General features: G+C 46.5%; 10 protein-coding genes and 5 tRNA genes. 9 read left to right on the top strand and 6 right to left on the bottom strand.

The features are described from left to right. Nucleotides 1-67: 67 nt before the first annotated feature. The 4 genes from KIV40_RS11620 to KIV40_RS11605 form a co-directional block, all read right to left on the bottom strand. Nucleotides 68-319 carry an accessory factor UbiK family protein gene (locus KIV40_RS11620; protein WP_005427244.1) on the bottom strand — a complete coding sequence of 84 codons (252 nt, stop codon included), beginning with the start codon at nucleotides 317-319 and terminating at the stop codon, nucleotides 68-70. A gap of 131 nt (nucleotides 320-450) precedes the next feature. Beyond that, nucleotides 451-3,573 carry a multidrug efflux RND transporter permease subunit VmeD gene (vmeD, locus tag KIV40_RS11615; protein WP_005536477.1) on the bottom strand — a complete coding sequence of 1,041 codons (3,123 nt, stop codon included), beginning with the start codon at nucleotides 3,571-3,573 and terminating at the stop codon, nucleotides 451-453. 11 nt (nucleotides 3,574-3,584) lie between these two features. Continuing rightward, nucleotides 3,585-4,691: an efflux RND transporter periplasmic adaptor subunit gene (locus KIV40_RS11610; protein ID WP_010650398.1), complete on the bottom strand. Its 1,107-nt coding sequence runs from the start codon at nucleotides 4,689-4,691 to the stop codon at nucleotides 3,585-3,587. 18 nt (nucleotides 4,692-4,709) lie between these two features. Beyond that, nucleotides 4,710-5,294, bottom strand: a complete 585-nt coding sequence (locus KIV40_RS11605) for a TetR/AcrR family transcriptional regulator (RefSeq protein WP_010650400.1) — start codon at nucleotides 5,292-5,294, stop codon at nucleotides 4,710-4,712. 170 nt (nucleotides 5,295-5,464) lie between these two features. Between KIV40_RS11605 and rep the strand changes: the two genes are divergently transcribed. Beyond that, nucleotides 5,465-7,480: a DNA helicase Rep gene (gene rep, locus KIV40_RS11600; protein ID WP_285349322.1), complete on the top strand. Its 2,016-nt coding sequence runs from the start codon at nucleotides 5,465-5,467 to the stop codon at nucleotides 7,478-7,480. A gap of 72 nt (nucleotides 7,481-7,552) precedes the next feature. On the opposite strand, the gene KIV40_RS11595 is transcribed toward rep, so the two are convergent. Beyond that, entirely contained in the window at nucleotides 7,553-7,966 is a 414-nt protein-coding gene (locus KIV40_RS11595) for a cytochrome c5 family protein (RefSeq protein ID WP_005536481.1), read from the bottom strand. A 361-nt stretch (nucleotides 7,967-8,327) separates the two neighbouring features. Here KIV40_RS11595 and KIV40_RS11590 point away from each other — a divergent pair. The 5 genes from KIV40_RS11590 (at nucleotide 8,328) to KIV40_RS11570 (ending at nucleotide 8,932) form a co-directional block, all read left to right on the top strand. Continuing rightward, a tRNA-Arg gene (locus tag KIV40_RS11590) sits at nucleotides 8,328-8,404 on the top strand. A 35-nt stretch (nucleotides 8,405-8,439) separates the two neighbouring features. Then, nucleotides 8,440-8,515: transfer RNA gene (locus KIV40_RS11585), tRNA-His, on the top strand. A 76-nt stretch (nucleotides 8,516-8,591) separates the two neighbouring features. Then, nucleotides 8,592-8,668: transfer RNA gene (locus KIV40_RS11580), tRNA-Pro, on the top strand. Nucleotides 8,669-8,715: 47 nt separating this feature from the next. Further along, nucleotides 8,716-8,791 (top strand) — tRNA-His (locus KIV40_RS11575). A 64-nt stretch (nucleotides 8,792-8,855) separates the two neighbouring features. Then, nucleotides 8,856-8,932 (top strand) — tRNA-Pro (locus KIV40_RS11570). A 609-nt stretch (nucleotides 8,933-9,541) separates the two neighbouring features. On the opposite strand, the gene KIV40_RS11565 is transcribed toward KIV40_RS11570, so the two are convergent. After that, a complete protein-coding gene (locus tag KIV40_RS11565) occupies nucleotides 9,542-10,267 on the bottom strand; it encodes an HAD family hydrolase (protein ID WP_285349320.1) in 726 nt (241 codons plus the stop codon). Between the two features lie 684 nt (nucleotides 10,268-10,951). Here KIV40_RS11565 and KIV40_RS11560 point away from each other — a divergent pair. From KIV40_RS11560 to KIV40_RS11550, 3 genes are all read left to right on the top strand, one after another. After that, nucleotides 10,952-12,667 (top strand): ABC transporter ATP-binding protein, encoded by a 1,716-nt coding sequence (locus KIV40_RS11560; RefSeq protein ID WP_285349318.1) that lies wholly within the window; start codon nucleotides 10,952-10,954, stop codon nucleotides 12,665-12,667. A gap of 105 nt (nucleotides 12,668-12,772) precedes the next feature. Then, nucleotides 12,773-14,326 (top strand): ABC transporter substrate-binding protein, encoded by a 1,554-nt coding sequence (locus KIV40_RS11555; RefSeq protein WP_134977784.1) that lies wholly within the window; start codon nucleotides 12,773-12,775, stop codon nucleotides 14,324-14,326. Between the two features lie 146 nt (nucleotides 14,327-14,472). After that, the gene (locus KIV40_RS11550) at nucleotides 14,473-15,450 is read left to right on the top strand and encodes an ABC transporter permease (RefSeq protein WP_285349315.1); all 978 of its coding nucleotides are present in this window, start codon (nucleotides 14,473-14,475) and stop codon (nucleotides 15,448-15,450) included. Nucleotide 15,451 lies beyond the last annotated feature (1 nt).

Genomic DNA, 15,451 nt, shown 5'->3' with positions numbered 1-15,451 from the left:
TCGCTTCTCGCTTCTCGCTTCTCGCTTCTCGCTTCTCGCTTCTCGCTTCTCGCTTCTCGCTTCTCGCTTATTTATCAGCTAGCTTTTCTTCAAGCTCTGCCAATTTCTTTTCCATTTCTGTCAGCTTTTGACGAGTACGCAGAAGAACTTGAGTTTGTACGTCGAATTCTTCGCGGCTAACTACGTCTAGCTTGTTTAGCTGACCTTGGATTACTTGGCGAACTTTTTGATCAACATCGGCGCCTAGCTCTTTTACTGGCTGTGGCATTGATTCGTGAATTTGTTTAGCGATTTGCTCTAATTTCTTTGGGTCAAACATAGTGGCTAAAACTCCTTTTGATTTGCCCACATTCTATGTAAATGATACGGGAAAGTCGCCATTTAGATGGCAAAAAAGAGAGCAGCAATAAAAAAGGCCACCGAAGTGACCTTTTTCTAAGTGCTTTATGCTTACTTGTTATCAGCTAATTCGCGATGAGCTGCTTTTGCTTCATCGACTCGAGCTAGCTTTTCCAAGTCTTTGTCTTCAACAAACACTGGCAGTGGCTTGTGTTTCTCAGCTAGGTAGCTGTAAATCACAGGCAGTACGAATAGCGTAAACAGTGTACCGATCGCTAGACCAGCAACGATTACGATACCGATACTGAAGCGCTGAGCTGCACCTGCGCCTGTTGCGTACATCAGTGGGATCAGACCTGCAATCATCGCCGCTGTTGTCATCAGGATTGGACGTAGACGAACTTTCGCCGCTTCCATTACTGCATCGATACGAGACAGTTTGTTGTGTAACTGCTCTTCTTTCGCTACTTCACAGATCAGGATACCGTGCTTGGTGATCAGACCAACCAGAGTAATTAAACCAACCTGCGAGTAGATGTTCATCGATGCCGTACCCCACGCCAGAGCAATCAATGCACCACATACCGCTAGCGGCACCGATACCATGATTACGATTGGATCGCGGATAGATTCAAACTGAATCGCCAGTACTAGGAAGATGATCGCCAAAGCCAAGCCGAATGTGGCGTATAGTGCGCTACCTTCCGTTACAAACTGACGAGCTTCACCCATGTAGTCATGGTTGTAGCCCGATGGCAGTTTGTTTTGTGCCACGTCTTCGAACCAGTTGATCGCATCACCCATTGCAACACCTGGTGAAGGTACTGCACCAACGGTTGCTGAGTTTAGCTGGTTGAAGTGCGGCAGTGAGCGAGGCTCTGCGACAACATCAATCGTGATCAAGCTACCCAGTGGAACTGCTTTACCGTCAACTGAGCGAACGTAGTAGTTCTTCATCGACTCTGGGTTAAGGCGCCATTTACGTTCAACTTGAGGGATAACCTCGTATGAACGACCGTTTAGGTCGATACGGTTCACGTAACCGTCCGCCATCATGGTACTTAGTGTTACACCAATGTCTTGCATGGTCACGCCGTACGCACCAGCCTTGTCTTTGTCGATACTGATCTTCATCGTTGCTGAATCGTAGTTTAGATCCAGATCTGAGTAGACAAATAGTGGGCTAGTAGATACATCAGCTAGGATGTCACTTGCGATAGTAAACAAGCTCTCGAAGCTGTTTGGCGTAGTGATAACGAACTGAATCGGTAGACCTGAACCGGCACCAGGAAGCTCTGGCATCTGGAATGCGGTTACAGACATTCCCGGTACGTGAGAAACCAACTCACCTACACGCTTGGTAATATCTGCCTGGCTTGCCTCACGCTCACTCCACGGTTTTAGAGTCGCTAGACCGAACGCTTGGTTTGAGTTTGGTACACCATTAAACACTTGAGCATATTCCACTTCCGGCTGATTAGACAGAATCTTATTCACGTCTCTCATGGTATGTTCAATGTAGTCCAAGTTTGCATTCGATGGTGCTGTTCCCATCAGTACCACTACGCCTTTGTCCTCTGAAGGAGCCAATTCACTTGGAATAAACTTAAACAGGATTGGTAGCGTTGCGAACACGATGATAGCGAAAGCAATGATCACTGGGCGGTGTGCCATAACAGCGGTCAGCATTTTTGCGTAGCGGTTGGTCATGCCATCCAATACGTGGTGTACTTTTTGTTCAAACTTGCTTGGCTCTTCGTTTGCCCTAAGCATTTTTGAACACATCATCGGTGACAGAGTTAGCGCGATGATACCGGACACAAATACTGCACCAGCTAGGGTTAATGCGAACTCTTTAAATAGAGAGCCCGTGATACCGCCCATCAGCGCGATCGGCGCGTACACTGCACCTAGGGTTAGCGTCATTGCGATTACTGGTACGGCGATTTCACGAGTACCTATGATGGCTGCACGGAACGGCGATTCCCCTTCTTTGATGTGGCGGTCGACGTTCTCAAGAACCACGATCGCATCATCCACCACCAGACCGATGGCGAGTACCATTGCCAGAAGTGTCATCAAGTTCCATGAGAAGCCCATTGCCTGCATCACCATCGCAACACCAATCAATGAAAGCGGGATAGTAACGATAGGGATAATTACCGCACGGAATGAACCAAGGAACAAAGTGATCACAACAAGTACGATCACTGCCGCCTCAAGAATGGTTTTCACAACTTCGTGAATAGATTCATTGATGGCGATCGTTGAGTCGTACATCACGTTCATTTTGATGTTACTTGGCAAGTTACGCTCTAATTGAGGCAAAAGCTTCAGTACATCTGCCGAAATGTTGATTGGGTTAGCGCTTGGTGCCGCGTTGATAGCAGCAACTACTGCCTCCTGACCGTTCGCATTCGCACGGTAAATGTCGTGGCTCTTTTCTAATGTGACCTTTGCAATGTCGCCAAGACGAATTACGTCACCTTCACCTGTTTTAACAACTAGTGCCTCGAGTTCAGCAACGTTGGATACCTGAGTATCTGCGCTACCGTTGTAAAGTACGAATTCACCTGTCGCCTGGCCAGTTGCCGACTGATAGTTGTTGGCGTTTAGTACCGTCATCACGTCGGTCGCTGTCAGCTTAAGTGCGCCCATTTTCGCTGGATCTAGCCATACGCGGAGCGCGTATTTCATACCACCGTATAAGTCCACCTTCGATACACCGTTTACCGTAAATAGCTGAGGGTTAATTACACGCTCAAGGTAGTCAGTGATCTGGCTAGAAGACAACTCGTCACTGGTGAAACCGATGTACAGTACTGCGGTAGTCGAGCCAGTCGACATGGTTACTGTTGGGTCTTCCGCTTCTTTTGGAAGCTGTGAACGAACCGAGTTGGTTTTCGCCAAGATATCAGACAGCGCTGCATTTGGGTCAGTGTTCAGCTTCATGTTTACAGTGATGGTAGATGTACCAAGCACCGAGGATGAAGTCATATAGTCGATGTTATCGGCCTGAGCGACGGCTTGCTCCAAAGGCTGGGTAATAAAGCCTTGGATCAGGTCGGCACTCGCACCGTAATAACTGGTGGTTACGGTAACCACCGTGTTTGTCATTTCAGGGTATTCACGAACTTGCATCTTGAATACGGCTTGCAAACCAAGCAACGCAATCAAAAAGCTGATCGATACCGCTAAAACTGGACGTTTAATAAAAACATCAGTAAAGCGCATTATGCCTCCAATTAAAGCATTGGTGTTTCAGCAGGTGGTGTAAGTGCGGCATCTTCAACGATGGTCACTTTTGCATGGTTACTAAGGCGAACTTGCCCAGAGGTTACTACGAGGTCACCCGGTTTCACGCCATTTAGGATATGCGCGATGTCTTTTGTTCGTTCACCCACTTTCACAACGTGCTGTTTTACCCGTTTTTCACCGTCTTCTTCAGTAACAATGTAGACGTTATCGCCGTACAGCGTAAACGTGATAGCCGTTTGCGGCAGCGTTACTTGGTTCTCTAGCTTTGGTAGAATGATATTGGCACGAGCGAACATACCACTACGAAGTTTGCCATCGCTGTTTGGAATGTCTGCCTGTACTTGGATCAGACCGCTTTGAACGTTAACTGCTGGTTCAATCGCCGAGATAGAGCCTTTGAATGGCTTGTCAGGGTAAGCATCAACAAAGATGTCTACCTCTTGGTCTAGCTTGATGCGAGAGATATCTGTTTGGGAAACAGTGAAACGTAGACGCATCACGCTGGTGTCTTCAAGGCGCACGATATCGGTACCAGCTTGTAGGTACTGTCCAAGATAAACATTACGAATACCAACAACACCAGTAAATGGTGCTTTGATTTCACGGCGGTCGATGGTTGCTTTAAGGCTTTCAATATCCGCTTTCAGCGAGAAGTAGTTTGCTTCAGCCTCGTCGTACGCTTCCTTGGATACAGAGCCTTTTTTGAAGAGACCCTGGTAGCGTTTATATTTGGCTTTTGCGGCAGGCAGTCTGGCTTGTGAGCTCTGAAGGTTTGCCTTTTCAACATCGGAGTCTAGGTGTATTAAAGACTGACCAGTATCCACTTGAGTTCCTGACTCAAACGAAATCTTATCGATTACTCCACTAGTTTCGTTGGCGACAGTCACACCTTGATTAGGTTCAATAAAGCCGATCGCTTCAATAACTGGAACCCAATCTACCGCTTGTACTTCGGTCACGGTTACAGGGAATTCAGGCTCTGGACGGTTTGCCATGTATTCGGCAATTTTTTGCTGTTTGAATAAGTTGAAGCCTATCACACTCCCAAATAGGAGAATTGCGATTAGCACCATAAAGAAAGTCCACTTTTTCATTCTGTTTAGAACTCCAAATTAGTGTTTAATAATTGCGTCCCAACTGGCTTCAATTGCCGCGTCTACTGCATGCTCATCCAGTTGATAGATCCCCAAGGCATGTTTCCTTGCAAGCGCCACGCTTGCTTCGAAACTAAGCCCAGATAGCACCTCATTTGCGAGAGGTTTAAAAAGTCCTTCTGCTTTTCCTTGATCAAAGAGACGATCTACGTGAATGAATAGTTTCCTCTCATGTTCTCTCGTACAAGCTTGTGTTGGGCAGGGTAACGCGTCGTATTGAAGACGGTTGCTCAAGGTATTTACATTAGCTCCGGCAAAGTGCCAGATATTCATCCACATTGTTCTAAAGCGTTGTTTCAAAGGCATACTATCATCCACATTGCACTGTACTGCCTCTGCTATTCGTGTCGTGACTATAAGACGCACTTCTTTGAGTAAGTGTTCTTTGTCTGAGAAATAACGATATATCGTACCAGCAGCGACACCTGCTTCATCGGCAAGCTTTTGCATTGAGAGTCCCTGAAACCCTGATTCTGCAATTAGACGTTCAGCAGCGATAACGATTTGCTCTCGTTTATCTTTGCGAATTTGATTGGTAGCCATAGTCTTATTAGCGGAGTGAATGAACGTTCATTCATTATAGCGTAGATTTTGGGCATTTACGCTATGTAATATTAAACTCTTTGTGTAAAAGTTAGGTGAAAATCAGCGTAGCTTTCCCACGGTCACCCCTTTATCATAGGCGCCACTATTTCCACCCGCAGAGAATTTTTATGAAGCTGAACCCTAGACAAGACGAAGCCGTTAAGTACGTATCAGGCCCATGCTTGGTACTTGCTGGGGCGGGCTCGGGTAAAACTCGTGTAATTACCAATAAAATCGCTTATTTGGTTCAGCAGTGTGGCTACAAGGCACGTAATATTGCTGCGGTAACCTTTACCAATAAAGCTGCGCGTGAGATGAAAGAGCGTGTTGGTCAGACACTAGGTAAAGCTGAATCGAAAGGTCTGATGGTCTCGACCTTCCACACCTTAGGGCTCAACATCATCAAGCGTGAGTACAAACATCTTGGCTTGAAAGCGGGCTTCTCACTGTTTGATGATCAAGACCAGCTTGCGCTTCTTAAAGAGCTGACAGAAAAGCAGCTAGACGGCGATAAAGATTTGTTGCGTCAGTTGTTAAGTTGTATTTCCAACTGGAAGAACGACATGCTGACACCAGAGCAAGCCAAAGCGTTGGCTCAAGGTGAGCAACAACAACTGTTTGCTTTCTGTTTTGAGATGTATCAGAAGCAGATGAAGGCATACAACGCGCTCGACTTTGATGACCTGATTTCTCTGCCAGTGCAATTGCTACGTAACAATGAAGAAGTGCGTCAACGTTGGCAGAACCGCATTCGTTACCTATTGGTGGACGAATATCAAGATACCAACACTAGCCAATATGACTTGGTGAAGCTCATCGTTGGCGAGCGTGGTCGTTTGACCGTCGTAGGTGACGATGACCAATCTATCTATTCATGGCGTGGTGCTAAACCGCAAAACTTAGTTTTGCTTGGTGAAGATTACCCAAATTTGCGCTTGATTAAGTTGGAGCAGAATTACCGCTCGACCAGTCGTATTCTTCGTGCGGCAAACATCTTGATTGCGAACAACCCACACGTATATGAGAAATCGCTTTTTTCGGAAATTCCTGATGGCGAAAAACTCAAAGTGTTGTTGGCGAAGAATGAAGAACACGAAGCAGAACGCGTAACGGGCGAATTGATTGCGCATAAGTTCCTAAACCGCACCGAATATAAAGATTATGCGATTTTGTATCGTGGTAACCACCAATCTCGTTTGATTGAAAAGTCACTGATGCAAAACCGTGTGCCATACAAACTGTCTGGCGGCACGTCTTTCTTCGCTCGAGCAGAGATCAAAGACATCATGGCTTACCTACGCGTATTGGTGAACCCAGACGATGACAACGCGTTCCTACGCATTGTGAATACGCCGCGTCGTGAAATTGGTCCCGTGACTCTAGAGAAGCTAGGTAGCTACGCCAACATGCGTGGTAAGAGCTTGTTTGAAGTCAGCTTTGAAATGGGATTGGAGCAGCACCTAACCGGCCGTGGCTTAGAGAACCTACGCCGTTTTACTAAATGGTTGGTGGCGATTGCCGATCAAGCCGAGCGTGGTGATACGGTTGAAGCGGTACGCTCACTTGTACGTGATATTCATTATGAGGACTGGCTATACGAAACGTCAGCAAGCCCGAAAGCGGCTGAAATGCGCATGAAGAACGTTTCTGACCTTTACTCTTGGATTGTGGCCGACCTAGAAGGTGATAACTACGACCAAGAAGAGAAGACGTTAAAAGAGGTAGTTCAACGTCTTACTCTACGTGACATGATGGAGCGCGGTGAAGAAGATGAGGACAGTGATGCGGTTCAATTGATGACCCTGCATGCTTCAAAAGGTCTTGAGTTCCCGTTCGTGTACTTGATTGGTTCGGAAGAGGGCATTCTGCCGCACCAGACCAGTATTGATGAAGATAACGTTGAAGAAGAACGTCGCCTAATGTACGTGGGTATTACTCGTGCGCAGCGTGAGCTGACGTTTACCATGTGTAAGGAGCGCCGACAGTTTGGTGAATTGATCAAGCCGACGCAAAGCCGCTTCTTGGATGAACTACCATTTGATGACGTTGAATGGGAAGCAAACAAAAAGCCAGTATCGGCAGAAGAGCGTATGGCAAAAGGACAAGCACACATCGCCAATATTCGAGCAATGTTTAAGAAATAGAACAACGTGGTTCTAACTTGCTAAAAACAAAAAGGCTTGCCAAGTGGCAAGCCTTTTTCGTTGATGTCTTTATTATAGACCTTTAATCATGTGGTCGATGGCTGCGATGATTTCGTCATCAGAACAGTCCATACACGTGCCTTTTGCTGGCATCGCGTTGAAGCCTTGGATTGCGTGGTTAGTCAGCACGTCTTTGCCTTGTGCAATACGTGGTGCCCAATCGCCCGCATCACCAGTTTTTGGTGCGCCGTTTACGCCTGATGCGTGACAAGCAATACAGAAAGTACCATAAACTGCCGCACCATCACGCGGACCAGTTGGCTCTGCTTTTACTGGTTCTGCACCTGCAAGATAAACATCACCGACAGGTTTGATGCGTTCTGCGATCGCATCGTATTCAGTTTGGCTGATGTCAGAAGCTAAAGCTGCCGTAGAAAAAGTTAAGGCAGCGAACAAAACGCTAATCATTCGTCGAGACATATCCATTAAACCCACTTCACATTCCCGAGGTAAGTGACTTACCTATTTATATAGTTAGAGTATTTAGAGCCGTTGGAGAAAGTTTTACGCGATTGCTTCTATAGTGAGCAGAAAACCTTATCTAACGGTCTAGAGTGATTGAACAACCAGGTTGCAGCTGTTAAATCAATGTAAATAATGGGTGATTATATCCCGATAACTTGTTGCAATAAACAACAAGTTATCCATGACAGGGCGTGAATCACATCAAAAATTCACTTTAAAGGCAGATAACTGTCGAAAAAGAGACCAAACGAGAAAAAAAGTAAAAAAAGTACTAGACGGCATAGTGTGATATCCGTATTATTCCTCTCCGCCGATGGGGCATGCGCCCGTAGCTCAGTTGGATAGAGCGTTGGCCTCCGGAGCCAAAGGTCGAAGGTTCGAATCCTTTCGGGCGTGCCATTCCGGAATACAAATTAACGGCACAAACAATAGTGGTGGCTATAGCTCAGTTGGTAGAGCCCTGGATTGTGATTCCGGTGGTCGCGAGTTCGAATCTCGTTAGCCACCCCATTATTTTGGTAACTCATTAAATTAATGAAGTTTCCAGTTTTGATTCAAATATTCCAAGAATCGAAATAAAATTCGTCGGTGAATAGCGCAGCTTGGTAGCGCATCTGGTTTGGGACCAGAGGGTCGGGGGTTCGAATCCCTCTTCACCGACCACTATTTAGTTTATGGCTATAATAAGCGGTAAACAGAAAAAGTTGATGGTGGCTATAGCTCAGTTGGTAGAGCCCTGGATTGTGATTCCGGTGGTCGCGAGTTCGAATCTCGTTAGCCACCCCATTAATTTAGGTGACTTCTTAGTTGAAGTATCCAGTCTGATTTGAGAGAATCAGCAAATACAGTTCGGTGAATAGCGCAGCTTGGTAGCGCATCTGGTTTGGGACCAGAGGGTCGGGGGTTCGAATCCCTCTTCACCGACCACTATTAGAAAGCCTGCTTCTTAGCAGGCTTTCGTCGTTTTAGAGCTAGTGATATCGCCTGGACTAGATGAGTCGGCAATATTTCAATGGATTTGAACCCAAGAGGGGGTTCGCCTGAAGTTAGAATATGGCTCTTCACCGGCTACGATTTAAAGCCTCAGTCGAAAGACTGGGGCTTTTTTACGTTTGAAATTTAGAATGTTGGGACCAGAGGGTCGTGGGCTGGAGCGCCAGTCCGCAGGGAGCCCTGCCGCGTCGAATCCTCTTTACCGACCAATATTAGAAAGTCTGTTTTAGCAGGTTTTCGTCGTTTTAGATCTTATTGTCTCGCTTGGACTAGATGAGTCGGCAGTATTTCAATGGGTTTGAACCCGAGTGGGTTCGCCTGAAGTTAGAATATGGCTCTTCATCGACCGCTATTTAAAGCCTCAGTCGAGAGACTGGGGCTTTTTCCATTTCTTACTCTCAAAAATCTTCACTCTATTTTCAATTCCGCCAACAATGTACAGCTCTGGGAGCCTTTGACCACCCATGATCCAAATGCTTGTCGAGCTGATAAAAGAAACCCCAGCACGGTGGCTGGGGCTTTGTATTTCTTGAGTTGAGCGCTTTATTGAGCGAGCGTTTTTAGAATTTCTTTGAGCTCAACCGTCTCTTTCACTTCATAGTTTGGCTTGATATCAGTCGGGTTTGCTGCGCCTGTCTCGTTAACCCACACACTCAGAATGCCCATATTGTTGGCACCCGCGATATCTGCTGGTAGAGAGTCGCCAATATGAATCGCCTCTTCTGGTTTTACATCTACAAGGTTGAGTGCTTTGTGGAAGATGCTTGCCGCAGGCTTCTCTTCGGGCTCTTCGCCACCCACGATGATGTGATCCACCCATTCACTCATTTGTGTCGCTTTGAGCTTTGGATGTTGCGAGAAGATAGGGCCGTTAGTGATTACCACCAATTTGTAGTGTTGGCGTAGCTCAGTCAGCATTTCCTTCACGCCTGGGAAGAAGGTAAAAGCCCCCATTCGAGCTGAATCGAAGAAGCTTTGTGCCTGCTGCGCTTGTTCTGCATCGATCTCGATACCTTGCTCTGCCAAGATGGTTTGGATTAAACCGCAGCGGAACGCATTTTCATCTGGCAATAGAGCAATAAGCTGAGGGAACTCGTGGTTTAGCTTCTTATACACACCCTGTAAGTAGCGTTGCACAAAGGCTGTGGAGTCAGTGATCTGAGGGTAAGTTTGAGCAATCCAGTCCGCAAACTCTTGTCCTGCTATTTTATCGGCTTGAGATGTGCCACATAAAGTCTCGTCCATATCAAAAAATATCGCTTTAAGCACAGGGGCTCCTTTATTCACTGCTCAACGTTAGAGTTTGATTATCTCTTATCTCACTCAAAATGACAGTGGAAAGCGCAAAATCAATGCTTCCACATCGTTTTAATGCCTAAAAGAAGATGAACAGCCATGTATTTTTTCTCCTGCCCGAAGTGACTTAATCACGAAGTCGCATAACTGACGCATAACCAAGATTAAGTGACGGATTCCATTTTTTTGCTGAGCTGCTCACGTTTTCATCGCTTTAGTTGTGTGGAGATTTTGGCTTTTTATGTATGCAGACTATTTTGTTAGTAGCATTTTATGTCGAACATTACCAATGAGAACGGAGTATTGTTTGGTAAATGTTAATGGTATTACGTGAATAATAGGGATACTGTCAATAGTGGCTTTATGCGTTAACTTAGAGCATTTTTCTGTTTTTATTGGTGCATAGCGCACAAAAGTGGTGTGTTATGAAAATGGTTAAATACTTGTTAATGCATTTTTATTCGCTAATAGTGCGTGTAAATAATGTTTTTCCGGCGAAATATACTTTAATTGTTGCTTTTTTGTGTAATTTTTGCCAAATTGTCTCCGCATTAAGATTTCAGAGTATTATTCTGAATTTGAACGGATTCATTCAGGTGATGAATGGCGCTTTTGTTGCGCGATTCGATACCACAGACAAGGCAGTAGAGGTCTGAAATGTCACTATTAGAGGTGAAAAACCTTCGTATTGAATATCCATCCCGTCACGGTGTCCATGCGGCCGTGAAATCGCTTTCTTTTCATATTGATCGTGGCGAAATTGTGGGTGTTGTTGGCGAATCAGGTGCGGGTAAATCCACCGTTGGTAACGCCGTTATTGATTTGCTTAGCCCTCCGGGTCGTGTTGCCAGTGGCGATGTGTACCTTGATGGCGAAAAAATATCTGGTTTAACACCAGAAGCGATGCGTAAGGTTCGCGGCTCTAAGATTGGCTTTATCTTCCAAGACCCAATGACCTCGCTTAACCCTCTGTTTACGGTTGAGCAGCAACTAAAAGAGACCATCCACGCCAATATGAAGGTGTCGGATGAAGAGGCGTATCAACGCGCGCTTTCTCTTATGCAGCAGGTTGGTATTCCTCAACCTGAAAACCGTCTTAAACAGTACCCACACCAATTCTCTGGCGGTATGCGTCAGCGTGTGGTTATTGCTATCGCACTGGCTGGGGAGCCAGACCTGATCATTGCTGATGAGCCCACTACGGCACTCGACGTATCAATCCAAGACCAAATCCTAAACCTTATCCGTGAACTGTGTATCAAGAACAACGTAGGTTGTATGTTGGTGACGCACGACATGGGTGTGGTTTCAAACGTGACTGACCGTGTGGCAGTGATGTACCGCGGTGATTTGGTGGAGTTTGGTCCAACCGCTAAGGTGTTGGGCGACCCTGATCACCCATACACACGCAGCCTAATTTCAGCCGTTCCTCGTTCTGATGTAAAACTCGATCGCTTCCCGTTGGTCAGCTATATCGAAGAAGCGACAGAGCTACAAAAACTGGACATTAAGAACCACTGGCTAGGTCAAAGCCAAGATCAGCGTGAGTACACGGGCCCACTTTTGGACGTGAAGAACGTGAATCTGCGCTTTGTGACCAAAGATTCACTGTTTGAAAGCCGCCGTGAATACGTGCAGGCCTCGAACAATGTCAGCTTTGAAGTGCACGAAGGCGAGACGTTTGGCTTGGTGGGTGAATCTGGCTCAGGTAAATCGACCATCGCACGCGTGATTGCTGGCCTGTATGAACCAAACTCAGGCCAAGTCAGCTTTGAAGGCATTGACCTAACAGCGCTGAAATCAGAAAAAGAGCGTCGTCCACTGCGTCGTCAAATGCAGATGGTCTTCCAAAACCCATACACGTCAATGAACCCGCGTATGAAGATTTTTGACATCATCGCGGAGCCAATTCGTTTCCATAAACTGACCAAGAATGAAGCGGAAACGCGTCAGATTGTGAATGACCTACTTGATCACGTCGGTTTGGGCAAAATGGCGGGCGTGAAATACCCTCATGAATTCTCCGGTGGTCAGCGTCAGCGTATTTCTATTGCGCGAGCACTGGCGACACGCCCTCGACTACTGATTTGTGATGAACCGACATCAGCGTTGGATGTATCGGTACAGGCACAAATTCTGAACTTGCTAAAAGATCTGCAAAGTGAGCTCAACCTCACCATGCTGTTTATCAGCCACGACTTACCAGTTATTCGCCAAATGTGCGACCGAGTGGGTGTGATGCAGATGGGTACGCTACTGGAAGTGGCGCCAACTGAGCAGCTATTTACCGCTCCTCAGCATGAATACAGCAAGAAACTGATTTCTCTGATGCCTGAATTCACAGGCTTGAGAGAAGAAATCAAAACGGCATAAACCAAGTTTTTCGCTTGGCTGACCATCAAGGTCAACAAACCTTAGTCATAACAAAGACGCAAACACAACAAGGGATTCGAATTCCCGCATGAAGGAGTTATGCAAATGAAAACCATGAAAAGCAAATTAGCAGTGGCGCTAATGGCAGCGGGCCTAAGCTTTAACGCATTGGCAGCAGATATCAAAGTTGGCTACGCAGCTGACCCAGTATCGCTAGACCCGCATGAGCAGCTATCAGGCGGTACACTGCAAATGTCACACATGGTATTTGATCCACTAGTTCGTTTTACACAAGACATGGACTTTGAACCTCGTCTAGCAGAAAGCTGGGAACGTGTGAATGATACAACGGTACGTTTCAATCTACGCCAAGGTGTTAAGTTCCACTCTGGGAACGACATGACGGCGGACGATGTAGTATGGACTTTTGAACGTCTACAAAGCTCCCCAGATTTCAAAGCGATTTTCGATCCGTTCGAAAAAATCGTGAAGGTTGATGATTACACAGTTGATCTCGTGACTAAAGGCCCTTACCCACTTGTGCTACAAACGGCGACTTACATCTTCCCAATGGACAGCAAGTTCTACTCTGGTAAGACGGAAGATGGCAAAGACAAGTCTGAACTCGTGAAGCATGGTAACTCATTTGCATCGACTAACGTATCTGGCACGGGTCCATTCATTGTGACTTCACGTGAACAGGGCGTAAAAGTGGAATTCGAACGCTTTAAAGATTACTGGGACAAAGAGTCGAAAGGTAACGTTGATAAGCTAACGCTTGTACCAATCAAAGAAGATGCGACTCGTGTAGCTGCGTTACTTTCTGGCGGCGTTGACATGATTCACCCTGTAGCGCCAAACGATCATAAACGTGTGAAAGATGCAGACGGTATCGACCTAGTAACGCTACCAGGTACCCGTATCATCACGTTCCAACTAAACCAAAACAGCAATGAAGCATTGAAAGATGTTCGCGTTCGCCAAGCGATTGTTCACGCAATCAATAATGAAGGCATCGTGAAGAAAATCATGAAAGGCTTTGCAACGGCAGCTGGTCAACAAAGCCCTTCAGGTTACGCGGGCCATGATGACAAGCTGGTTCCTCGCTACGATCTGAAAAAAGCGAAAGCGCTGATGAAAGAAGCGGGTTATGAAGATGGCCTAACGCTTACAATGATTGCGCCAAACAACCGTTACGTGAACGATGCGAAAGTCGCGCAAGCGGCGGCGGCAATGTTGTCTAAGATCGGCATCAAGGTTGATCTGAAGACCATGCCTAAAGCGCAATACTGGCCTGAGTTCGATAAGTGTGCGGCAGACATGCTTTTAATTGGATGGCACGCAGATACAGAAGATTCGGCGAACTTTAACGAGTTCCTAACTATGACACGTAACGAAGAGACGGGGCGTGGTCAGTACAACTGTGGCCATTACTCAAACCCAGAAATGGATAAAGTGGTTGAAGCAGCGAACGTCGAAACGGATCCAGCGAAACGTGCAGCAATGCTAAAAGGTGTAGAAGCGACGCTATACAACGACGCAGCATTCGTACCGCTACACTGGCAAAGTGAAGCGTGGGGCGCGAAGTCTAACGTGAAAGCGGCAGACATCGTTAACCCAATGGTAATGCCTTACTTCGGTGACCTAGTGGTTGAATAATCACGGTTAGTCGACCTTGAGGAGGGATGGATGTCCCTCCTCAACTTAAAGCACTCGACTCAGTTTTGTTTCAGTCGGACTGAGTTGGTTTTACAGACTGAATTTTCTCTCTGAATAGAGATCTATGGATAGTTAAGGGGCAAGGAATGTTTTCGTTTCTGGTCAAGCGCCTGTTTCAGGCACTGATAGTGATGTTTGTGATCAGTTTGGTGGCGTTTGCCATTCAGGATAACCTGGGTGACCCGCTGCGTGAGCTTGTAGGTCAGTCGGTTTCAGAATCGGAGCGTCAAGCGCTGCGTGACGAACTGGGCCTGAACGATCCCTTTATCACAAAGTACACTCGCTTTGTGGGCAATGCACTGCAAGGTGATTTAGGTACATCTTACTTCTTCAAGCGACCTGCGGTTGAGGTGATTCTCGATAAGCTGGTGGCGACGCTAGAGCTCGTGTTTGGTGCGACGCTCATCATTATTATTTTTTCTATACCGCTTGGGGTGTATTCCGCGATCCATCCTAAGAGTATTTTTACGAAATTCGTCATGGCGATGAGTAGTGTCGGTATCTCGATTCCGGTGTTCTTAACCGCAATCATGCTGATGTATGTCTTCTCCATAGAACTCGGTTGGCTACCTTCCTACGGACGGGGCGAGACCGCTAATGTGCTCGGTTGGGAATCTGGCTTCTTTACCATTGATGGTATCAAGCACCTTATCCTGCCGTGTATTGCGCTAGCGTCTATCATGCTGCCGTTGTTCATCCGTCTGGTACGTTCAGAAATGCTGGAAGTACTGAGCTCGGAATACATTAAGTTCGCCAAAGCAAAAGGCCTGAACTTACAAAAGATTTATTACCAACATGCACTTAAGAACACCATGCTACCTGTATTGACGGTCGGTGGTGTGCAGATTGGTACTATGGTGGCTTACACCATTCTTACTGAAACCGTGTTCCAATGGCCGGGCACTGGCTTCCTTTTCCTAGAGGCAATCAACCGTGTAGATACACCGCTGATCACTGCCTACGTTATCTTTGTTGGTCTGATCTTCGTGGTAACCAATACCATCGTTGACTTGCTGTACGGCATCATCAACCCAACTGTGAACTTAACCGGAAAAGGAGCTTAAT

The sequence above is a fragment of the Vibrio sp. D173a genome (assembly GCF_030248475.1).
The sequence above is the reverse complement of the archived record's forward strand: the minus strand, read 5'-3'. Positions and strand labels throughout refer to the sequence as shown.

Coding starts and splice junctions, on each gene's coding strand:
- rep (WP_285349322.1), top strand. CDS start 5,465: ATGAAGCTGAACCCTAGACAAGACGAAGCCGTTAAGTACGTATCAGGC.
- KIV40_RS11605 (WP_010650400.1), bottom strand. CDS start 5,294: ATGGCTACCAATCAAATTCGCAAAGATAAACGAGAGCAAATCGTTATC.
- KIV40_RS11560 (WP_285349318.1), top strand. CDS start 10,952: ATGTCACTATTAGAGGTGAAAAACCTTCGTATTGAATATCCATCCCGT.
- KIV40_RS11550 (WP_285349315.1), top strand. CDS start 14,473: ATGTTTTCGTTTCTGGTCAAGCGCCTGTTTCAGGCACTGATAGTGATG.
- KIV40_RS11555 (WP_134977784.1), top strand. CDS start 12,773: ATGAAAACCATGAAAAGCAAATTAGCAGTGGCGCTAATGGCAGCGGGC.
- KIV40_RS11595 (WP_005536481.1), bottom strand. CDS start 7,966: ATGGATATGTCTCGACGAATGATTAGCGTTTTGTTCGCTGCCTTAACT.
- KIV40_RS11620 (WP_005427244.1), bottom strand. CDS start 319: ATGTTTGACCCAAAGAAATTAGAGCAAATCGCTAAACAAATTCACGAA.
- KIV40_RS11610 (WP_010650398.1), bottom strand. CDS start 4,691: ATGAAAAAGTGGACTTTCTTTATGGTGCTAATCGCAATTCTCCTATTT.
- vmeD (WP_005536477.1), bottom strand. CDS start 3,573: ATGCGCTTTACTGATGTTTTTATTAAACGTCCAGTTTTAGCGGTATCG.